Source organism: Limnohabitans sp. T6-20, from assembly GCF_003063505.1.
Classification (GTDB): domain Bacteria; phylum Pseudomonadota; class Gammaproteobacteria; order Burkholderiales; family Burkholderiaceae_C; genus Limnohabitans_A.
The window spans coordinates 638717-659729 of the sequence record NZ_NERW01000003.1 but is presented as its reverse complement, the minus strand read 5'-3'; the positions used below and the strand labels follow the sequence as shown (position 1 = coordinate 659729).

The 21013-nt window shown below is 60.9% G+C and carries 19 protein-coding genes and 1 pseudogene; 4 read left to right on the top strand and 16 right to left on the bottom strand.

Annotated elements, in window-relative coordinates; all coding sequences use genetic code 11:
* Positions 1–23 precede the first annotated feature (23 nt).
* The 3 genes and pseudogenes from B9Z33_RS13830 to B9Z33_RS13820 all read right to left on the bottom strand — a co-directional run bounded on the left by B9Z33_RS13830 (position 24) and on the right by B9Z33_RS13820 (position 3765).
* Entirely contained in the window at positions 24–1880 is a 1857-nt protein-coding gene (locus B9Z33_RS13830; protein WP_233252838.1) for an alkaline phosphatase family protein, read from the bottom strand.
* A pseudogene (locus B9Z33_RS13825) lies at positions 1766–2889 on the bottom strand (NADH:flavin oxidoreductase/NADH oxidase). The gene B9Z33_RS13830 and the pseudogene B9Z33_RS13825 overlap by 115 nt, the downstream one beginning before the upstream one ends.
* 165 nt (positions 2890–3054) lie before the next feature.
* Positions 3055–3765: a pseudouridine synthase gene (locus B9Z33_RS13820; RefSeq protein WP_108287586.1), complete on the bottom strand. Its 711-nt coding sequence runs from the start codon at positions 3763–3765 to the stop codon at positions 3055–3057.
* On the opposite strand from B9Z33_RS13820, the gene yaaA reads away from it, so the two are divergent.
* Together yaaA and queF are read left to right on the top strand one after the other, a co-directional pair.
* Positions 3764–4540 (top strand): peroxide stress protein YaaA, encoded by a 777-nt coding sequence (gene yaaA, locus B9Z33_RS13815; protein ID WP_108287898.1) that lies wholly within the window; start codon positions 3764–3766, stop codon positions 4538–4540. The two genes, B9Z33_RS13820 and yaaA, sit on opposite strands and share 2 nt — an antisense overlap.
* Positions 4541–4542: 2 nt before the next feature.
* Positions 4543–5400 carry an NADPH-dependent 7-cyano-7-deazaguanine reductase QueF gene (queF, locus tag B9Z33_RS13810; protein WP_108287897.1) on the top strand — a complete coding sequence of 286 codons (858 nt, stop codon included), beginning with the start codon at positions 4543–4545 and terminating at the stop codon, positions 5398–5400.
* Between the two features lie 9 nt (positions 5401–5409).
* On the opposite strand, the gene B9Z33_RS13805 is transcribed toward queF, so the two are convergent.
* From B9Z33_RS13805 to B9Z33_RS15550, 10 genes are all read right to left on the bottom strand, one after another.
* A complete protein-coding gene (locus B9Z33_RS13805) occupies positions 5410–5988 on the bottom strand; it encodes a hypothetical protein (RefSeq protein WP_108287585.1) in 579 nt (192 codons plus the stop codon).
* Positions 5985–7181, bottom strand: a complete 1197-nt coding sequence (locus B9Z33_RS13800) for a M48 family metalloprotease (RefSeq protein ID WP_158270223.1) — start codon at positions 7179–7181, stop codon at positions 5985–5987. The genes B9Z33_RS13805 and B9Z33_RS13800 overlap by 4 nt, the downstream gene beginning before the upstream one ends.
* 14 nt (positions 7182–7195) lie before the next feature.
* Positions 7196–7897, bottom strand: coding sequence for a hypothetical protein (locus B9Z33_RS13795; protein ID WP_108287583.1), 702 nt, complete (start codon positions 7895–7897; stop codon positions 7196–7198).
* Between the two features lie 83 nt (positions 7898–7980).
* Positions 7981–9018: a histone deacetylase family protein gene (locus B9Z33_RS13790; RefSeq protein ID WP_108287582.1), complete on the bottom strand. Its 1038-nt coding sequence runs from the start codon at positions 9016–9018 to the stop codon at positions 7981–7983.
* Between the two features lie 9 nt (positions 9019–9027).
* A complete protein-coding gene (locus tag B9Z33_RS13785; RefSeq protein WP_108287581.1) occupies positions 9028–9870 on the bottom strand; it encodes an enoyl-CoA hydratase-related protein in 843 nt (280 codons plus the stop codon).
* A complete protein-coding gene (locus tag B9Z33_RS13780) occupies positions 9836–11065 on the bottom strand; it encodes a DNA polymerase IV (RefSeq protein ID WP_108287580.1) in 1230 nt (409 codons plus the stop codon). The genes B9Z33_RS13785 and B9Z33_RS13780 overlap by 35 nt, the downstream gene beginning before the upstream one ends.
* Positions 11066–11171: 106 nt before the next feature.
* Positions 11172–12326 carry an alpha-hydroxy acid oxidase gene (locus B9Z33_RS13775; RefSeq protein ID WP_108287579.1) on the bottom strand — a complete coding sequence of 385 codons (1155 nt, stop codon included), beginning with the start codon at positions 12324–12326 and terminating at the stop codon, positions 11172–11174.
* 130 nt (positions 12327–12456) lie between these two features.
* On the bottom strand, positions 12457–12951 hold the full coding sequence (locus B9Z33_RS13770; RefSeq protein ID WP_108287578.1) for a bacteriohemerythrin: 495 nt from the start codon (positions 12949–12951) through the stop codon (positions 12457–12459).
* Between the two features lie 107 nt (positions 12952–13058).
* Positions 13059–13901, bottom strand: a complete 843-nt coding sequence (locus B9Z33_RS13765) for a class I SAM-dependent methyltransferase (RefSeq protein ID WP_108287577.1) — start codon at positions 13899–13901, stop codon at positions 13059–13061.
* Positions 13902–13975: 74 nt separating this feature from the next.
* Positions 13976–14122, bottom strand: a complete 147-nt coding sequence (locus tag B9Z33_RS15550; protein WP_158270222.1) for a hypothetical protein — start codon at positions 14120–14122, stop codon at positions 13976–13978.
* 72 nt (positions 14123–14194) lie between these two features.
* Between B9Z33_RS15550 and B9Z33_RS13760 the strand changes: the two genes are divergently transcribed.
* Complete coding sequence (locus B9Z33_RS13760; protein ID WP_108287576.1) at positions 14195–14848, top strand: hypothetical protein; 654 nt, start codon at positions 14195–14197, stop codon at positions 14846–14848.
* A gap of 31 nt (positions 14849–14879) precedes the next feature.
* On the opposite strand, the gene argH is transcribed toward B9Z33_RS13760, so the two are convergent.
* From argH to ppc, 3 genes are all read right to left on the bottom strand, one after another.
* A complete protein-coding gene (gene argH, locus B9Z33_RS13755; protein ID WP_108287575.1) occupies positions 14880–16328 on the bottom strand; it encodes an argininosuccinate lyase in 1449 nt (482 codons plus the stop codon).
* A gap of 44 nt (positions 16329–16372) precedes the next feature.
* A complete protein-coding gene (locus B9Z33_RS13750; RefSeq protein ID WP_199220356.1) occupies positions 16373–17032 on the bottom strand; it encodes a DUF1345 domain-containing protein in 660 nt (219 codons plus the stop codon).
* A 63-nt stretch (positions 17033–17095) separates the two neighbouring features.
* Complete coding sequence (gene ppc / locus B9Z33_RS13745) at positions 17096–19948, bottom strand: phosphoenolpyruvate carboxylase (protein WP_233252837.1); 2853 nt, start codon at positions 19946–19948, stop codon at positions 17096–17098.
* A gap of 141 nt (positions 19949–20089) precedes the next feature.
* Between ppc and hemC the strand changes: the two genes are divergently transcribed.
* Positions 20090–21007 (top strand): hydroxymethylbilane synthase, encoded by a 918-nt coding sequence (hemC, locus tag B9Z33_RS13740; RefSeq protein ID WP_108287573.1) that lies wholly within the window; start codon positions 20090–20092, stop codon positions 21005–21007.
* Positions 21008–21013 lie beyond the last annotated feature (6 nt).

The following is a 21013-nucleotide window of genomic DNA, read 5'->3' as shown; positions in this document are numbered from 1 at the left end:
TTGATGCCCTTGGGCCTATGGTCTCAAGGTTTGAATTGGAAAAGATTCATCAAATCACCCACTGCAGGGCGGTTATCGGGAACATAAGCATCCTTGCTGTGGACCGGGTTAGGCAGGTTGTCCCTGCTTCGGGCAGAAAGTGCTTTGAGGTTCCAGTTGCGCTGGATGAATTTGTGGATTGAGGCGTGGTCGTAATAAGTGTGATCGACATGGCCAGACTTGGCCCACTTTGAAACTGCGATCATGGGGACCCTAGTGCCATCTCCAAAAAAGTCGACGGCTTGCACATAACCAGAGTCGAAGTAACCCCCGCCTTCATCGTAGGTGACCAAAATGGCTGTTTGTTCCCAAACTTTGGGATTGGCTTGTACTTTGTCAACGATGTTTTTGACATAGCTTTCAAAGTAGGCGGGCGAACCGTAGTGTGGGTGGCCAGTTTGGCTCAGTGGTGGTGAGATAAATGAAATGGCTGGAAGGCCTTTGTCAACGTCGGCAAAAAAATCAGCATCGCCTTGCAGTTGCCGTGAAAGCCCGGACTCCATAATTTGCTTGGAAAATGTCAGGGGGTCGGTGTCCGACGCATATTCACCTTTCTTGACGCCCGCACCATCACGTCCACCGTGGTACCACTTCCAGCTCACACCTGCTGCTTGCAGCTGGGTGGCAATATTGGGAATGGTTTGAATGGTGCCCAACAACTGATTGGCAGCGGGTGTTTTTTTGCCCCCCTTGAACGTGTAAGGCGATGCGTAGTTGTTGACCAGATAGTACGCACCTGTTTCGCAGTTCCCATCGTTGAAGCTTTTGTACGGAAGGGTTTTGAGATACCTCCGGATTGCACTCACGCCGGGTTGGGTTTCGTCAGCGCAAGCCACATGGGAGCCAGCGCTGTAGCCACTGTTGGTGTACCAATTGGCTGATCCACTGACAGGCTCCGGATTTTCGACCTGCAGCTCTGGCGGCGTTGTCGTCTTTCCATCCTCTTGATACCGAGCGACATCGCCAAATGCGAGGAAGAAATAATTGGGCATGGTGCCGCCCATGATGGCCTGGTGATAGTTGTCTGAGATGGCGTATTGCTGTGCCAGTTGCTTGAAATAAGGTACATCACCTGCAGCCATGTTGTAAAAACCCATGGTCTCGCTACCGTAGTAAGTGCCCCGTGTGGGGTCTTTTTTGTCTTTTGCACCCTCGCCAGACGTCAGGCCCGCCCACAAAAACAGATCATTTCGGCCGCCGTTGACTTGTTGCCACATTTGGAAGAAACGATGAACTGGGTTGCTGTCGGTGTAGTCGGTGTAGGCCCGGTATTTGGTGATCGGGAATGGCCCTGCTGGCAGATCGGCAGGGATTTTGTCGTCGATGCGTTTGGGGCCGCCTTTTTCAGCTCTGGCATAGGGCCTGGGCAGGGCTTTGTATGGCGTAGTTTGCTTGAAGTCGACATCGAACTTGCCATCCGTGGTCGGGAACTTTTGCAAGGCTTTGGCATAAGCCGACCCGGGATTGCCTTGCGCATCGACAATGCCCGCCGATAACAGGTTGCGCACGCTGCTTCCCTGTGGGGGTTGGTAGGTCGCAAACAAAGTGTCAAAACTGGTGTTCTCACCTACCACTACGATCAAATTTTTGATCGGGGTGGTGGTTTGTGCTGTCGCCGATGGGATCGCTGCAAGCCATGGCAGGGCGGCTGCGCAAAAGAGGGGGAGACGCAAGGCTGGCATAGGGTCCCTTTTCGATAAAAGTATCGATTTTATATTCGATCCATTCACCTCATGCCAATGCGTACGCTGCCAAAAATAGCTTGCGCTTCGCGTGGCAGGCAGCGCCAGTAGGGGCTGCTCGCTTCCACTTGGCCTTGCAGTTCGGCGGCGGCCTTCCATGCCCAGCGCGGGTTGTACAAAAAGCTGCGGGCCAGCGCCACCAGATCGGCATCGCCGCGTTGCAGCACGGCTTCGGCTTGCGCGGGCTCGGTGATCAGGCCCACGGCGATGGTGGTCAGGTCTGAGGCGGCTTTGACCGTTTTGGCCAAGTGCACTTGGTACTCTGGCCCCAAGATGATTTTTTGCAAAGGCGAAACACCGCCTGACGAGATGTGCACAAACTGCGCCCCGGCTTGCTTGAGCTGCTTGGACAGTTCGGCGGTTTCTTCGATCGTCCAGCCGCCATCGACCCAGTCGGTCCCCGAAATGCGCATGCCCAGCGTGCCGCCAAAAGCCTCGCGCACCGCCTTGAACACTTCCATCGGAAAGCGGATGCGGTTTTCAAATGAGCCGCCGTATTGGTCGGTGCGCTGGTTGGACAAGGGCGACAAAAACTGGTGCAGCAAATAGCCGTGGGCGGCGTGCAGCTCCACCGCCTCAATGCCCAGCTCGTGGCTGCGCTTGGCGGTGTTGACGAAGTCGGCCTTGATTTGAGCGATGTCGGCCAAGCTCAGTTCGATGGGCGCGGCCTCATGCGGCAAGTGGGGCAGAGCGCTCGGGGCCACGGTTTGCCAGCCACCGTCTTCGGGTGCGATCAACATGCCGCCGTGCCAAGGTGCTGCGCTCGATGCCTTGCGGCCCGCATGGCTGATCTGGATGCACACTGGCATGGCGGGTGCTAAGCGGCGGGGGCGCGGTGCAGTTTGTCACCCAGCGCCACTTGCGTCGCGTCGTCCCACAAGCCCAAGCAGCCGGGGCTGATGCGGCCCACGGCCGACACGGCGGTGGCTTCGATGGTGAACAGGCCAGCTCCGCTGTTGAGCAGGTTGGTCCAGTGCGTCAGGTGCCAGTCGGTGGCTTGGCCGTGGTCGGCCGAGTACTGGCACATGGGCGCGATCACGATGCGGTTGGGCAAAGTGAGGGGGCCGGATGGCGCGTCAAAGGTGAAGGGCGTGAAAAGCAGGCTCATGTGTGGGCGTCTGAAGGGTAGGTAAGTGGGGGCGCCAAAGCGACCAAACCCTGAATCCTATGGAAAACCGCGAGGACGCTTATCCGATGCGAGACAACCCCCCCCCCCATCCAGGGGACTTTCCCCCTGTAGGCGCGACGCCCCCGTCGCGAAGGTTTTCTGAACTCAGCCGGATGCCCGCATGGCAAAAGCGGTCCAAACCCCCCACTCGCTGGGCAGTGGCGCCGCCAAACGCAACGGCTGCCCGCTGACTGGGTGATGCAATTCCAGACTTTCCGCATGCAGCCACAGCCGCTGCAGCCCCATCAACTCAGCCACCGCCCGGTTCAGCGGCCCCTTGCCGTGTGTGGCATCGCCAATGATCGGATGGGCGATGTGCTTCATGTGGCGGCGCAGCTGGTGGCGGCGGCCTGTCAGTGGCTCCAAAGCCACTTCGGCGCAGCGGGTGCTGGCAAAGCCTTGTTGTGGCAGCGGCAAATCAAAGTGGCGCAAGGCGGCAAAGCGGCTTTGGGCGGGCTGCACTTCCAGGCGCTCGGTGCGCATGTCGTCGGGCATGCGCTTCAAGGGGTGGTCGATCAGACCCTCAGGCAAAGGCCAGCCACGCACCACGGCGCGGTAGGTTTTTTGCAGGCCCTGGCCGCTTTCAAAGGCCTGGCCCAGCAGGCGTGCGGTGTCGGCATCCAGTGCAAACAGCAGTACGCCGCTGGTGCCCTTGTCCAGCCGGTGCGCGGGCCAGACGTGTTGCCCGATCTGGTCGCGCAGGGTTTGCAGCACAAAGCGGGTTTCGCCCTTGTCCAACGGGGTGCGATGCACCAACCAGCCGGCGGGCTTGTTGACGATGGCGAGATAATCGTCCAGGTAAAGGATGTCGAGCATGTTGTTCTTATTGTCACCCGCCAAATCTCTGGATTACGAAACCCCCGCCGCAGGTGTGCCCCACACGCTGCCCCAGTTCGTGCCGCAATCTCAGGCCCTGATCGAGGTGCTGCGCCAAAAGTCGCCCCAGCAAATCGCCGAGCTGATGGACCTGTCGGACGCGCTATCGGCCCTGAACGTGGCCCGCTACGAAGCCTGGACGCCCAAGTTCACCGCCAAAAACGCCAAGCAAGCCGTGCTGGCCTTCAATGGCGATGTGTATGAGGGCCTGGACGCCAAGACCTTGTCAGCGCAAGACCTGGAGTGGGCGCAAACCCATGTGGGTATTTTGAGTGGCTTGTACGGGGTGTTGCGCCCGCTGGACTGGATGCAACCCTACCGCCTGGAAATGGGCACCACGCTGCAAACAGAAAAAGGCAGCAACCTGTACAAGTTCTGGGGTCCGCAAATTGCCGAGTACCTGAACGCCCAGCTGGCCAAAGACAAAACCCCGGTCATCGTCAATCTGGCCTCGCAAGAATATTTCAAGTCAGTAGACCGCAAAACCCTCAAGGCCCGCGTCATCGAATGCGTGTTTGAAGACTTCAAGGGCGGCAAATACAAAATCATCAGCTTCAACGCCAAGCGGGCGCGGGGCCTGATGGCGCGCTATGCGGTGCAAAACCGCATCACCCACCCCGAGGGGCTGCTGGGTTTTGATCTGGAAGGCTACGCCTACGACCCCCAAGTGTCCGAGCCAGACCGTCTCGTTTTCCGTCGCAAGGTGCAGGCATGAGCATGAACTCTCCAGAACACACCCCCGAGCAGTCTCAGCTGGGCAAATCCAGCGCTTATGTGGACCAATACGACGCGGGTTTGCTGTTCCCGATTCCCCGTGCCACCAAACGCGCCGAGATCGGTGTCACCGGCCAGCCCGTGTTTTTTGGGGCCGATTTGTGGACGGCGTTTGAGCTGTCCTGGCTCAACCTGAAAGGCAAGCCGCAGGTGGCGCTGGCGCACATCACCGTGCCCGCCGAGAGCACGCAGATTGTGGAGAGCAAATCCTTCAAGCTGTATCTGAACAGCTTCAACAACACCCGCCTTGAGAGCGCCGACGTGGTGCGCGACATGATCCGCCGCGACATCAGCGCCGCCATCTGGCACGGCGGCGCGGTGCAAGCCAGCGTGGGCGTGAAGCTGCTGCTGCAAGAGCAATTTGACACCGAGCCCGTGCACGAACTCGATGGCCTGAACCTCGACCGAATGGACATTGAATGCACCCGCTACCAGCCCGCGCCGGACCTCTTGAGCGCCAATGCCGAAGAGTTGCCCGTGACCGAAACCCTGGTCAGCCACTTGCTCAAAAGCAATTGCCTGGTCACCGGCCAGCCCGACTGGGGCAGCGTGCAAATCACTTACAGCGGACCGCAGATCGAGCAAGCGGGCTTGCTGCAATACATCGTGAGCTTTCGTAACCACAACGAATTTCATGAGCAATGCGTCGAGCGCATCTTCATGGACATCTGGACGCGCTGCAAACCCACCCAGCTGACGGTGTATGCCCGCTACACCCGCCGCGGCGGGCTGGACATCAACCCCTGGCGCACCAGTGCACCAGGCAAGTTGCCACCCAATGTGCGCACGGCGCGGCAGTGAAAATTCGGGTTATGGCGTGAATTGTGCGGTCTGAATGATCGCTTCCACTTTGGGCAGTAATTGCCCGTAAAAGTGCAGTCGGGGTGCGGTGAAGACGGCGGCAAAAAACTGTTTGTCTTGCTCAGTGGCCCAACCTACTCCCCGAAACGCGAGGTCATCGTTTTTGCGTGTCAGGGAAAACTCGAACCGCACGGCTTTGGCACCCGCGAAGGTGGACGGTTCGACCTTGTCGATGTTGACCACCGACCCGTCTGATGCATATGCAGTTTCCAAAAGCGCCACCCATTGGTCCGGGCGCAAACCCTGGGAGAATACGGGGACCTTGGCTGCTTTTTGTTGATTGGCCATTTGCTTGACGATCAATGCCTGCTCGGGCTTGACTGCGGCCCAGATGCGCAATTGATCGAGCATGATGCCTTCTTGTGTCCAGACCTCATAGGGTACGCTGGCGGGTTGGGAGAACTTGTTCCAAGCACTGGGCAGCTTGACAGTCAAACGGTTGCCCATGCGTTGTTCGCCTTGAATTTGGGTGACGGTGGTGCAGGCGCTCAGGATGAGCGCGAGGCTCAGGATGACGATTTTTTTCATGACTGTAGTTCCGTGATGTAGCTGCGCACCAAGGCGGCATCAGGTGCCTGTGGTGCAAGTTCAAGGTATTTTTCGAAAGAAGCCAAGGCCTCTGGTTTTCGGGCTTGCTGCTTGTGGATCAGGCCCAAAGAGCGGTACGAGGGTGGTGGGGTATTGCTGGCCTGAATCGCTTGCTGAAAATCCTGTAAAGCCAATTCCAAATCATTAGATTGCCCTCGTTGGCGGTAGATTTCACCGCGCGCATACCAAGCCTGTGCATCGCTGGGGCTGTTTTTTAGCATGCGGCCGAACAGCACCAGACTTTCTTCGTGTTGGCCGCGCCTGATTTCGTCATGGATCCAATCGAGGCGGTGGGGCGCCAATACTTGGGCCAGTGGTTCTGCTTGCGTGACACCCGTATCGTCGCCTGCCAACTTGAGCAAGTCGTCTCGCCGTGTGGCGACAGGAGGGTGTGTTGCCATCATCGGGCTGCGCTGGCCGACATCGCTTCCGCCACGAATTTGCAACTCACCCAACAGGTTGTCCCATACTTGTGCGGCCTCTTGTGCACGGTAGCCGGCGCGTTTGAGCAAGCGCATGCCGAGCACATCGGCACGCGTCTCGTGCTCGCGCGAAAAGGCAAATGCCCCTGCCAGGACGCCCAACTGCGCCAGTGCACCGACCGCACCAAACATGCCAATGAACTGGCCAAAGGCTGCCCGTGACTTCATGTCGCGTAGGCGTTCCAGCGAGTGGCGCTCCAGATAGTGACCGATTTCGTGGCCGACCACCGCGGCTAACTGTGCTTCGTTTTCCACGCGCAGCAGCAAGCCGCTCCAGATTTGCATCATGCCGTTGGGGGCCATGGTGGCATTGAAAAACGGTGTCCGCACCACGTGCACCCGGATGTCCGGGCAGTGGTCTCCCACCAGTCGGCAAACCATGTCGCGCAGATAGTCCTGTAGCTTCGTGTCGCGCACCACCTGTGAGCTGCGACGCAAGCGCGTTTCTTCCCGGTCCATCATGGCCCACAGGCCGCCTTCGTCGGTGTCGAGCGTAGGGCGTACAAATCGGCTGCTCAGCAGCGATTGCCAATCGGTCTGGTTGGCTGTCGTGGCCGCAGTGCTTTGTGCCCAGATGTTATGCGTACCCACCAAGCCAGTCAGGCCCAAGCCCTGACAGCAAGCGGCCCGCAAAAAACCACGTCTGTGCATGTGCGCCCGCTCCATCATGGCGCCCGAGGGAAGTTCCTCAGCAAGACCTGAGCGGTTTCTTCGGCCGCTTGGGGTTCGCGCAAGTCGCCGCTTGCGCGCATCAAGGCGTTGAACCAGACCACTTGGCCGTCTTTCAGATTGACCAAGGAGGCGTAGCCTACTTGGGCGCCACCGGCCAAGCCCACCCCCAGAAATGCCATGGCAATCATGGCGGCTTTGCGCTCGGCGCTGGCGTAACTGTCACGAATCCAGACGAACAAGGCGTAATCTGCCTGTGTTTGATCGCGCAAGTCTTTGACGGCTTCGCCCAAAGTCCAGCGCAGTTCGCCATTTTTGGTGGGCAGTTTGGAGATGCCCTGTATGTGATGCAAAAAGATGGATTGCGCCACAGCACCATGCAAGCCGTTGAGCTCGGCCATCGGGTCGTGCAGTTCTGCTTTGAGCGGGCTGACTTGACGGGCCAAGTTGCTGCGTTGGTGCAACAGCTCTTGTTGAAGATGTTTTTGCGCTTGCTCGGTCCAGTCGGCTCGGGGCTCCTGAACACCTCCTGCGCTGATGGAAAAAAGCTCGACATCGGCAGGCATGATCACCACCTTGGCTTGATCTGGCAGCCGAGTGAAGCCTGGAGCCAGATTTTTCGATTGCGTCCAGCCAGGTGCTGTGTGAAGCAACAACGACAAAAACAAGCCAATTAAGAAGCGGGGCCGATAGAACATGTCGGATCTTTCAAAACTTTTGAATACTTAAAAAGTATATATCTCGCTGATGACAAAAGCTGACGAGTTCAGGTCTGTAGACTTTACAGCACATTCACCGTGTTCACCCCCACCTCGGCCACGGCGTAACCCCCTTCAAACGTCAGCACCGTCGGCAAGCCCAGTTGCGCAATCGCTTGCCCCAGCTTCAGGTAATCCGCACTTCTCAGCTTGAAGCCCGAGATCGGGTCGCCCTCAAACGTGTCCAGCCCCAGCGGCACCACCAGCGCCTGCGGGGCAAAGTCAGCCACCTCCTGCAAAGCTGTTTGCAGCGTGGCCCACCAAACGTCAAAACCGGTGCCACGCGGCAGCGGCAAGTTCAGGTTGAAGCCTTCACCCGCGCCGAGCCCGCGCTCGTCGGCATGGCCCAAAAAAAAGGGGTATTCGGTGCGCGGATCGCCGTGGATGGACGCCGTGAACACATCGCTGCGCTCATAAAAACAAGTCTGCGTGCCGTTGCCGTGGTGGTAGTCCACATCCAGCACGGCCACGCGCTCCAGCCCGCCGTCGCGCAGGGCCTGCGCGGCCACAGCGGCGTTGTTGATGAAGCAATAACCACCCATGAAGCTGGGGCCTGCATGGTGGCCCGGCGGGCGCGTCAGCGCCATGGCGAATCGCTCACCACCCAGCACCGCCTGCGCGGCAGCCAGTGCGCAAGCAGCGCCCCCGCGTGCTGCGGCCCAGCTGCCTGCCATCAAGGGCGTGCCCGAGTCAAACGCATATTGCCCCAGCCGCGCCGCAAAGTTGAGTGGCGGCGCGTCGGTGCGAAAGCCGTGCTTTGCTGCCAACGGCCAGACCGAGGGCAGGGCGTCGCGCTCGACATTGGCAGGGTCCAGCGCCACCCAGTCGTCCCAGGCCCGCGTCAAAAAAGCCAGATAGTCGGGTGCATGGACGCGGGCCATGGCGGCATCCACATCCAGCGCTGCATCGGGCGTCAGCAACTGCCCTACCGGGCGGCGCTTCAGTTCATCCAGCACAAAGCGCAAACGGTCGGGTACTTCATGGCAATCGACCATGCGGCCCCGGAACATTTCCTGGCGGCCTGCGTGTTGGGCGTGGTGGGTGTTCTGGAAGATTTTCATGGTTGGTTGTCAGCCAAACTCGCGAAACCCCTTGAGCGCTGGCAGTGGCGCGAAGTTCGCCTCACGTTTTTGTTGCATGGCGCTGATGGCCTCGCGCACGTTGGCGTTGCTCCAGATCGCGCCTTGCAGCCAGCCCATGTGGCGCAGGCTGTCTTCGGTGCTGTGGTCGCGGGCGTAGTGCAGCACTTGCTTGGTGCCCCAGATGGCCACGGGCGGTTTGCTGGCAATCTCTTTGGCCGCTTGCAGGGCGGCGGCCACGGTGGCTTCGTGGGTGGGCAGCACTTCGTTCACCAGGCCGTGGGCCAGCGCCTTGTCGGCACCTAGGCGGCGGCCTGTGTAGGCCAGTTCTTTGACCAAGGCCATGGGCAGCAGCTTGGGCAGGCGTTGCAAGGTGCCCACGTCGGCCACCATGCCGATGTTGATTTCCTGGATGCAAAAGAACGCATCGGCCGAGGCATAGCGCATGCAGCAGGCGGTGACCATGTCGACCGCGCCACCAATGCAGCCGCCGTGGATGGCGGCAATGACCGGGATGCGCAATTCTTCGAGCAGGGTGAAGGTGTGCTGCATGTCGGTCAACAGGTCGTACACGGCCGAGCGGCCTTCGGCGCTGCTGTCGTCCATCTGGATGGCGCTGCCAAAGGTTTGCAGGTCCATGCCTGCGCTGAAGTGTTTGCCGGTGCTGGAGATCACCAGCGCCCGCGCTGTGCCCGCTTTGTGGATGTCGGTCAGCACCTCGTGCAGCTCGCGCCAAAAGGTCGGGTGCATGGTGTTCATCGCCTCGGGGCGGTTCATCATCAGGTGGGCAACGTGGCCCTCAGTTGTCAGGGAAAAACAGTTCAGCTTGTTCATGGGTTGTCTCCTCGGGTGCAATGTAGCGGTCGGTCGATGGCACGACTGTCCCCGCCTTGACCAGGGCCCCGACCCTCACCCCCAGCAGTCGCAACCGCCGCGACAAGTCCACCCGCTTGAGGCACTGGCCCGCCACCTGTCGGATGCGTTTGGCGTCAGCCGTGTGGCCGTCGATGCTTTGGTCGCGCGTCACGGCCTGAAAGTTGTCATACCGCAGCTTGATGCCGATGGTTTTGCCTTCGTAGCCCTTGCGCTGCAAATCGGCGGCCACCTGTTCGCACAGCCGGGTGAAGACCGCGCCCAGCTCGGCCCGGTCGCGCACGGCGTGCAGGTCGCGTTCAAACGTCGTTTCGCGGCTCATGCTGACGGGTTCGCTCGCGGTTTCCAGCGGGCGGTCGTCGCGGCCCCAGGCGGCTTCGTGCAGCCAGGCGCCGTAGCTTTTGCCAAAGTTCTCGACCAGCCAGTGCGGCTCGCGTGCCGCCAGCTCGCCAATGGTGTGGATGCCAAAGCCTTTGAGCTTTTCATCGGCCTTGGGGCCCACGCCGTTGATCTTGCGGCAGGCCAGCGGCCAGATCAGGGTTTGCAGGTCGGCATCGTGCACGATGGAGATGCCGTTCGGTTTGTTGAACTCGCTGGCCATCTTGGCGATCAGCTTGTTGGGTGCCACGCCGATTGAGCAGGTCAGACCTGTGGCATCAAAAATGCTTTTCTGAATCAAGCGCGCCAGCACCCGACCGCCTTCGCGCTGGCCGCCGGGCACGTCGGTGAAGTCGATGTAGACCTCGTCCACGCCCCGGTCCTGCATGACGGGTGCGATGTCGAGGATGATGCTTTTGAAGGTGCGCGAGTAGTGCCGGTAACGGTCAAAGTCCACCGGCAACAAAATGGCCTGCGGGCAGAGCTTGGCGGCTTTCATCAGGCCCATGGCCGAGCCGATGCCGAATTGCCGTGCCGCATAGGTGGCGGTGGTGATCACGCCGCGCCCGGTGTAGCCCTCGATGCGCGGGAAAAAATCCACCGGAATCCGGTCCAGCCGTTCGGCAAAGGTCTCTTCGGTCCATTCGCCATCGGGGTAGGCCGCTTGCAGCTTGCCCAGCAGGTCGTCTTCTTTGCGGCGGCCTCCGCCAATGACCACCGGCAAGCCCTTGAGCTGCGGGTAGCGCAGCAGCTCGCAGGATGCGTAAAACGCGTCCATGTCGAGGTGGGCAATGCGGCGGATGGGCGGGGGGGGAGCAGTCACCCTTCAAGCATAGCGCGAGCCACAGGCCCGCCACGCCCCATGAGTTGCGCTTTGAACAGGTTTACGCCTTCGGAAAGGTGCCCGGCAGCAAGATGTTGGTGTCCACGTTCTGGATGTTGGTGTGGCCGCAAAAGGCCATGGTCACGTCCAGCTCTTTGTGGATGATTTGCAGGGCTTTTGTCACACCTGCTTCGCCCATGGCACCCAGGCCATAAACCATGGCGCGGCCGATCATGGTGCCTTTGGCACCCAGCGCCCAGGCCTTGAGCACGTCCTGGCCGCTGCGGATGCCGCCGTCCATCCAGACCTCGATCTGGCTGCCCACGGCCGCCACGATGGCTGGCAGGGCTTCGATGCTGCTGGGCGCGCCGTCGAGCTGGCGGCCGCCGTGGTTGCTGACCACAATCGCGTCGGCCCCGCTGGCCACCGCCAGTTTGGCGTCTTCCACGTCCATGATGCCTTTCAAGATCAGCTTGCCGCCCCATTGCTTCTTGACCCAGGCGATGTCTTCCCAGTTGAGCGTGGGGTCAAACTGCTCGTTGGTCCACGAGGCCAGCGACTTCATGTTGGTCACAGCTTTCACATGCCCGACCAGGTTGCCAAAAGTGTGGCGTTTGGTGCCCGCCATCCCTAAGCACCAGCGGGGCTTGGTCATCAGGTTGATGATGTTGGCAAGGGTGGGGCGGGGTGGCGCGGTCAGGCCGTTTTTGAGGTCTTTGTGGCGCTGGCCGATCACCTGCAAATCGAGCGTGAGCACCAGGGCGCTCACGTTGGCAGCCTTGCAGCGGTCGATCATGCGCACCATGGCGTCGCGGTCACGCATCATGTAAAGCTGAAACCAAAACGGGGCTTGCGTGTGGGCTGCGATGTCTTCGATGGAGCAGATGCTCATGGTCGACAGCGTGAAGGGGATACCGAACTTTTTGGCGGCCATGGCGGCGTGCATTTCACCGTCGGCGTGTTGCATGCCGGTCAGGCCCACGGGGGCGATGCACACGGGCATTTTGGTGTCGATGCCCACCATCCTGGTGGCGGTGGTGCGGTTTTCCATGTTCACCGCCACGCGCTGGCGCAGCTTGATTTTGTGGAAGTCGCTTTCGTTGGCGCGGTAGGTGCCCTCGGTCCACGAGCCGCTGTCGGCGTAGTCGTAAAACATGCGCGGCACGCGCTTTTCGGCCAGAACGCGCAGGTCTTCGATGTTGGTGATCACGGGCATGGGGCAGTCTCCGGATGGGGCATTTGTTTTAAACGAGCCGCCATCCTAGCCCCCGAGTGGCCTGCAGCTTGTGAAACTTGAGACAGCCGCTTTGAAATTTCTTGTCTTGCGGGCCTTGCGCCCGGCAAGTTCAGCTGGTGCAGCTGACGCTGCCGCAGCCCGACATGGTCACGTTTTTGATGGCCGATGGGTCGGCCAGGGTTTCGGTCTCGCTGTCAAAGCCGACCGATTTCAGGTGCGCGGCCAGGCCTGCGTCCATGCTGTTGGCGTGGCCCGGAAACCACTCGGCCAGCGCTTCGGCCAGGCGGGTGATGATCTGTTTGTCGGTGTCCAGGTAGTGGGCTTCGACCACGCGCATGGTCTCCAAAATGGTGGCGTGGTGCTCGGCGTGGCAGTTGTCGGCCGAAAAGCCGGTGGCCAGCATCCAGCGCTCTTCTTGCGCAAAGTGTTCCACCGTGTGGGCCAAAAACGCTTTGTAAACCGGCAGTTGCTCGTCTTCAGGGGTGGCCAGGATCTGGTTGATCATGTCCACGAACTCCTGGTGGGTTTCGTCCATGCGTGCATCGCCCGTGTTGAGCGAGTCTGTCCAGTGCATCAGTTCGGGGGCGGCGGTGGAGGTTTGCATGGTGTTGTCGAAGTTGTTGGAAGCGGCAAATCGCCCGCGAATTATCACGGATGTCGCTGCTGCGTGACTTATTGCCACCTCTTCAACCGCCCAGCCCGGGGTGTTTCTCAGGGTTCAGTCACCCTCAGATGCGCCAATCCATAAACAGGGCCGCCCATCAACAGGCCCCAATACATGTCGGCCCAAGATGCGCCCAGTCCATAAGCTTCTGAAACGCTGTGTTGCGAAAGCAATTCAAGTCTCGGGTGCAAATGGGCAATTTCCAGGCCGTTGTGCACGCCCCACGCGAACGGTGCGCCAGTTTCTTCGTTGTGCCGCAGCACGGCGGTGGGCCCCACGGCCAAAGGCGAGACGAAGTCCAGGATCAACTCGGAGCCTTCGGGCGCGTTTTCGGCAAATTCCCGGATGATGCTGCGCACCTTGCAGGGCTCCAAATACATCAGAACCCCTTCACAGACCACAAACACCGGGCGCTTGTGGTCACGCTTGTGCAGCGGCAGGCGGTTCCACCAACCGGGCTGGGTGATGTCCATGGCCTGGTTGAGGCAATGCGAAGATGAATCGGGCAAAAACGATTTGCGCAAGTCGATCACCTGCTCCAGGTCCACATCGATCCAGGTGTTTTTGCCGTTGCCCAGCCACTGAAAATAATGTGCCAGACCTGCACCCAAATTGATGCCGGGACTTTGGGGCGCACGAGAGAAAAAATCACTGCCCAGTTCTTTGATCAGGACAGTGCGCCAAAGCACGTTGACAAACGTGGGGGCGTCATGACCCGAAGTTTTCACTTCGGCACCCATGGCGGTGAGCAGTTCTTGGGCATAGCGGTCGTTGGGTTCGAGCAAGGGGAACGTCGTTCCCCCATTAGCGCGTGCCACCAAAGGTATCAACAAGGTGCGCGGCACACCCGTCAGGTTTTCGACCAAAGATGAGTGGGCTCTGAACTGCATGGCGTGTCTCCTTGTGGCCTCATCCGTCTTCTCCAAACCGAGAGAGGTGCTTTGCGCCTTGGCGCGTCAAAACGTCAAGTCTTGCGCGATGGGTCTTCGGGGTCTGTGTGCGGACTCACCATGGCCCTGACTTTGCCGCTGTTGCGGTGGCCGTCATCCAGCGTTTGGGCCGCAGTGAGGCCTTGCAGGCGACTCGTTTGCTGCGCTGGGATCGAAATCAAGCGAGCTGGATGGGCGCCAACGGGAGCTTATTGGTGAATATTTTGAATACTTATAGTTGATTAAAATGACCCATGATTTTCACTGACGATTTCTGGACTTGGGTCCAAATGCCGCTGACCTGGATCAAATGGGCCAAAGACCAGGGGCTGTGGGACTTCATCACGGCAGGCTCCGGATTGCTGATTTCGGCCTTTGTGATCGGCGGCAGCAAAAAGAAAATTCCCGAGTTTTCGGTTCACCTGACCTACTCGATGGGGACGGGGCACAAAAACTACCCCAATGTGCTCAACATCGAGCTGCGCAACCTGATGGACGCACCATTGGTCATTGGGCGACCCAATTTCAAGTTCGCCAAAGGCATCCATGCGGGGCGCTGCGCCCACGGCAACACTGCCACGGGTGATTACGAAATCAAGTTCCGCCCCATCGGCACTGATGGCCAGCCGATTGCGGGTTACAGCTACACCCATGTGATGTTGCGTCACCGCGAACAGGCCTACAGCTACCTGCCTTTGAGTGACGATTGGGATGAACAAGCCCTGCTGGCCGCCATCGCGCCCAAGCGGCGCTGGGGCATCTTCAAAACCGAAAAAGGCTTGGGCACCTTGTTCTTGAATGTGGTGCTGCTCAAGGACGAAAAACCCCGCGTGATCAGCATGGCCGTGCCGGTGATCCGCCTGCAAAAAGGGGTGTCAGCGCCCAGGCTGGGGCGGGAGTGGGGGTGATCAGCGCTGCTGTGCAGCGCTGATGGGGCCGTCAAGCCAAACGGCTGCGGTGACGTGCAATCTGCAAACGCACCTGCGCGGGCGCCGTGCCGCCTAGGGTGTTGCGGGCGTTCAGCGAGCCTTGCAGGCTGAGCGGCCCAAACACATCGGCTTCGATGCGGCTGTCGAACTTTTGCAGGGTTTCGAGCGGCAGCTCTGAAAGGTCCACGCCCAAGCCTTGGGCGGTCTTGACGGCGTGGGCCACCACTTCGTGGGCGTCGCGGAAGGGCAGGCCTTTTTTGACCAGGTAGTCGGCCAGATCCGTGGCGGTGGCGTAGCCTTTTTTCACGGCCGCTTCCATGGCGGCGGCATTCACAGTGATGCCGCCTTCTTTTTGGCCTGTGGCGGGGTTGAGCTGGCCGCCAACCATTTCGCTGAAGATGCGCAGGGTGTCTTTGAGCGTGTCGACGGTGTCGAACAGCGGCTCTTTGTCTTCCTGGTTGTCTTTGTTGTAGGCCAGGGGCTGGCCTTTCATCAGGGTGATCAGGCCCATCAGGTGGCCGACCACGCGGCCGGTTTTGCCGCGCGCCAGTTCGGGCACGTCGGGGTTTTTCTTCTGCGGCATGATCGACGAGCCGGTGGTGAAGCGGTCGGCAATGCGCACAAAGCCAAAGTTCTGGCTCATCCACAAGATCAGTTCTTCCGACATGCGGCTGATGTGCACCATGCACAGGCTGGCCGCTGCGGTGAATTCGATGGCGAAGTCACGGTCGCTCACGCCATCCAGGCTGTTTTGGCAGACCTGTGGGTTGCCTTGCTCGTCGACCATGCCCAGGGTGCGGGCCACGCGTTCGCGGTCCAGCGGGTAGGTTGTGCCCGCCAGAGCGGCGCTGCCCAATGGCAGGCGGTTGGTGCGGCGGCGCACGTCACTCATGCGCTCGGCATCGCGGGCAAACATCTCGACATAGGCCAGCAGGTGGTGCGCAAAGCTCACGGGCTGGGCCACTTGCAGGTGGGTGAAGCCGGGCACGATCACCTCGACGTTTTGCTCGGCCACATCGACCAGCGACTTTTGCAGGTCGACCAGCAAATCAATGATCAGATCCATCTCGCTGCGCAACCACAGGCGCACGTCGGTGGCCACTTGGTCGTTGCGGCTGCGGCCGGTGTGCAGGCGCTTGCCCGCATCGCCCACCAGGGCGGTCAGGCGCGCTTCGATGTTCAGGTGCACGTCTTCCAGGTCGAGCTTCCACTCGAAAGCACCGGATTCGATCTCTTGCGTGATCTGCGCCATGCCGCGTTGGATGTCGGCCAGGTCTTGCGCGCCGATGATCTTTTGCGTAGCCAGCATCTCAGCGTGTGCCAGCGAGCCCTGGATGTCGGCTTGCCACAGGCGCTTGTCAAAGAACACGCTGGCGGTGTAGCGCTTGACCAACTCGCTCATGGGTTCAGAAAAGAGCGCGGACCAGGCCTGGGATTTTTTGTCGAGTTGGTTTGTCATAAGTAGGGGATTTTATCGGGCGCAGGGGCAGACCCCGGCCGGGTTCACATCAGGCTGGCGGCAATGTTGATCGTCAGGGCCAGCACGGTGGTGTTGTAGAAGTAGGCCAGCACGCAGTGCACCAGGCCTGTGCGGCGCATGGCTTTGGAGGTGAACGACACGTCCGCCGTCTGGCCTGAGGTGCCGATCACGGCCGAAAAATACAGAAAGTCCCAGTAGTCAGGCGCAGGCTCTTGCGGAAAAGCCAGCCCTGGCTCGCGCCCGTGACGCCCGCTCAGGTAGTAATCGTGGGCATAGTGCATGGCAAACATCAGGTGCATGAACACCCACGAACTGGCCACGGTGGCCCCGGTCAGGCCGATGTGCAGCAGCTTGTCGCTGCCGCTGAGCGATTTGATGGTGGACAGCTCGGCCACGATGGCGACCAGACTGGCCAGCACTGCGCCGATGGTGAGCAGCAGAATGGTTTTTTGGCCCTCGTCCTGTCGGTAGGCTCGCTGGCGCATGTTGTCCACATTCGATTGCGCCATGACCCACAGCGCCATCAGCAGGTAAAGCGCAACAGCGGCGTTCCAGCACAGCAAAATTCGGGTGGTGGTGAGCGTGGGCCAGTTCGGCGGCAGCGCCAGGTGCAGCGCCACGCCAAACAGGGTGGCACTGACCAGGCGGATGCGGGCCCGAACCTGCCGGAGAATGGTGAACAAGGGTCGTTTCATCCTCCAATACTAGGGCTAAATAGGGCTAAACGATCGGGCGTCCGCCCCTCCTTAACCCGTATTCCGCAGCCCCGCCGCAATCCCGTTGATCGAAATGTGAATACCACGCTGCACGCGCTCGTCGGCCAAGCCCGCCCGGTAGCGGCGGATCAGCTCGACTTGCAGGTGGTGCAGCGGGTCGATGTAGGGGAAGCGGTGTCGAATGGACCGGTCCAGCGCCGGGTTGCTGGCCAGGCGGTTCTTTTCGCCCGTGATCTGGGCCAGCGCGTCGGCGGTGCGGTGCCATTCGGCCTCGATGGCGGCAAAGATCTTTTTGCGCAGGCGGCTGTCGCTCACCAGTTCGGCGTAGCGCGAGGCCAGGGCCAGGTCGCTCTTGGCCAGCACCATGTCCATGTTGGACAGCAGGGTGCGGAAAAACGGCCATTGGCGGTACATCTTTTGCAGCAAGGCCAGCGCGGCTTTGCGCTCTGCAGCCTCGGGCTTGTCGAGAAAAGCGGCCACGGCCGATCCAAAGCCCAGCCAGCCGGGCAGCGTCAAGCGGCATTGGCCCCAGCTGAAGCCCCAGGGGATGGCGCGCAGGTCTTCGATTTTTTCAAGCGCTTTGCGCGATGCGGGGCGTGAGCCGATGTTCAGCTGCGTCAGTTCCTTGAGCGGGGTGGCGCCAAAAAAGTAATCCGTGAAGCCGGGGGTCTCGTACACCAGGGCGCGGTAGGCATTCATGCTGGCTTCTGACAGTTCTGCCGCAGCGTCCAGAAATGCCCGCGTGGCGGGTTTGGTGGGTTGCAGCAGCGTGGCCTCCAGGGTGGCTGCGACCAGGGTTTCCAGGTTGCGGCGGCCGATTTCGGGGTTGGCGTATTTGGAGCCAATGACTTCGCCTTGTTCGGTCAGGCGGATCTGGCCGCGCACAGTGCCTGGGGGCTGGGCTAGGATGGCTTGGTAGCTGGGGCCACCGCCCCGGCCCACGGTGCCGCCGCGGCCATGGAACATGCGCAGCGTGATGCCGTGGCTGCTTTGCAGTTTGTCAAACAAGGCCACCAGGGCGATTTCGGCGCGGTACAGCTCCCAGTTGCTTGTGAAGATGCCGCCGTCCTTGTTGCTGTCCGAATAGCCCAGCATGATGTCTTGTTCGCCACCGGAGCGTGCTACCTGCGCCGCCACGCCGGGCAGGGCGTAGAAGTCGCGCATGATGGGCGCGGCGTTGCGCAGGTCTTCGATGGTCTCGAACAGCGGCACCACGATCAGGTCGTTGTGTGCTTCGCCGTCCAGGGTGCCACGCAGCAGCCCGACTTCTTTTTGCAGCAGCAGCACTTCCAGCAAATCGCTCACGGTTTCGGTGTGGCTGATGATGTAGTGGCGAATGGCTTGCTTGCCAAAGCTGGCCAGCATGCGGCGTGCCATTTCAAAAATGGCCAGTTCCGACACGGCGTGCGCGCTGTAGTCGGCACCTGGCACGCGCAGCGGGCGGGCGTCGTTGAGCAGGCCCAGCAGCAGGGCTTGCTTGGCGTGTTCGTCCAGCTGGCTGTAGTTCTTTTCCACGCGTGCAGCGGTCAGCAGTTCGGCCACCACCTCTTCGTGCTTGTCCGAGCTTTGGCGCAGGTCCACGGTGGCCAAGTGGAAGCCGAAAACTTCCACGGCGCGTATCAGCGGGTGCAGGCGCTGGGCGGCCACGGCTTCGGCGTGGTGGCTGCACAAAGAGGCTTCGATGGTGCGCAAATCGGCCAGAAATTCTTCGGCGCTGGCATAGGGGTTTTGCGGGACCACGGCGTGGCGTGCGGCTTCACCCCCTGTTAGGACTTTCAATGTGGCGGCCAGGCGGGCGTAAATGCCTGTGAGCGCCCGGCGGTAAGGCTCGTCCTGGCGGTGTTCGTTGGTGTCGGGCGATTGCGCGGCCAAGGCCAGCATCTCGGGGCCAAAGGGCACCAGCATGGCCGACAACGACAGCTCGCTGCCCAGGTAATGCACTTCGGTCAGGTAGTGGCGCATGGCCACATCGCTTTGGCGGGTCAAGGCATGTTCCAGCGTTTGCGCGGTCACATTGGGGTTACCGTCGCGGTCGCCACCAATCCACTGGCCCATGCGCAAGAAGCTGGCAATGGGCTGACCGGGCAGCGCCTCTTCCAGCTCGGCATAAAGCTTGGGAATTTCGCGCAAAAAGGTGGCTTCGTAATAGCTCAGTGCGTTTTCGATCTCGTCGGCCACGGTGAGTTTGGTGAAGCGCAGCAAGCGGGTTTGCCACAGCTGCATCACGCGGGCGCGCATTTGCAGCTCGTTGGCGGCCAGTTCTTTGGGGGTCAGCGCGTCTTTGGCGGCGTTGACGGCAGCGGCGCGCGCCTTGATGGCATCGCGCTCGGTCAGCAGGTGGGCGATGTCGCGCTCGGCGTCCAGAATGCTTTGGCGCTGCACTTCGGTGGGGTGGGCCGTGAGCACAGGCGAGACATAGCTGGTGGCCAGCATGTCCGAGATGCTGCGCGGCGTGATGCCCGCCCAGCGCAGGCGCTGCAGCGCCACGTCGATGCTGCCTTCTTGCGTGTGGCCCGCACGCTCGTGAATGGCGCGGCGACGGATATGGTGGCGGTCTTCAGCCAAATTGGCCAAGTGGCTGAAATAGGTGAAGGCGCGGATCACGCTCACGGCGCGGTCGCCGGGCAGGTTTTTCAGCAGCTTTTTCAGGGCCTTGTCGGCCTCGTGGTCGGCGTCACGCCGAAAGGCCACCGAGAGTTTGCGGATTTGCTCGACCAGCTCATAGGCCTCAGGGCCTTCTTGCACGCGGATCACGTCACCCAAAATGCGGCCCAGCAGGCGAATGTCTTCCACCAGGGGGCGTTCGCTGTCGCGTTTTTCGGTGCGAGGTGTGGCGCGGGGCGGTTTGGCTGCGGCGTGCTGGTCTGAGGAGGCCTGTTTCATCGGAATGGGTTCGGTGAAGGGGGGGGGGTGGCTGAGGCGTGGCAAGGAGGTTGGCCTGCGACCTCATGCTAGCATCGCCCGACCCCTGTAAATTACCAACAGGTTTCATCTTGATGAGGCCTTTTTGACGAGAAATTCAACGTGTCTTCGACTTCTGCCCCTTCCATCGTGATCGCTACCCGTGAAAGCCGTTTGGCGCTCTGGCAGGCCGAGCACGTCAAAGCCTTGTTGCAAGCGCGCGGCTGCCAGGTCACCTTGTTGGGCATGACAACGCAAGGCGACCAGATTCTGGACCGCAGCCTGTCCAAGGTGGGCGGCAAGGGCCTGTTCGTCAAGGAGCTGGAGGTCGCGCTGCACGAAGGCCGGGCCGACATCGCGGTGCATTCGCTCAAGGATGTGCCCATGGACATGCCCGAAGGCTTTGAGCTGGCCTGCGTGATGGAGCGCGAAGACCCGCGTGATGCCTGGGTGTCTGCCGGTTACGCCCGACTCGAGGACTTGCCGCAAGGCGCGGTGGTGGGCACATCGAGCCTGCGCCGCACGGTGCTGCTGCGTGCTTTGCGTCCTGACTTGAAGATTGAGCCCCTGCGCGGCAACCTGGATACCCGTTTGCGCAAGCTCGACGATGGCCAGTACGCGGGCATTGTGCTGGCCGCTGCGGGCCTCAAGCGGCTGGGGCTGACGGCGCGCATTCGCCACATTTTTGAAACCGAGCAGATGTTGCCCGCCGCAGGGCAGGGCGCTTTGGGCATCGAGATCCGCAGCGACCGGGCGGACTTGCGCGCCTTGCTGGCACCCTTGGCCGATGCCCCATCGTGGCGTCGGGTGGCGGCCGAGCGTGCGGTGAGCCGTGCCATGGGGGGCAGTTGCTCCATGCCTTTGGCGGCGCACGCCACCATCGAGGACGGCGTGCTCCAGCTGCGCGCAGCCTGGGGAGACCCGCAAGGCTCTGCCCAGTTGGTCACGGCCCATGCCCACGCTGCCGCCACAGACTTGCAGGCCGCAGAGGCTTTGGGCCTGAGCGTGGCCCAGGCCTTGCGCCAGTCGGGTGCGCATTGATTTTTC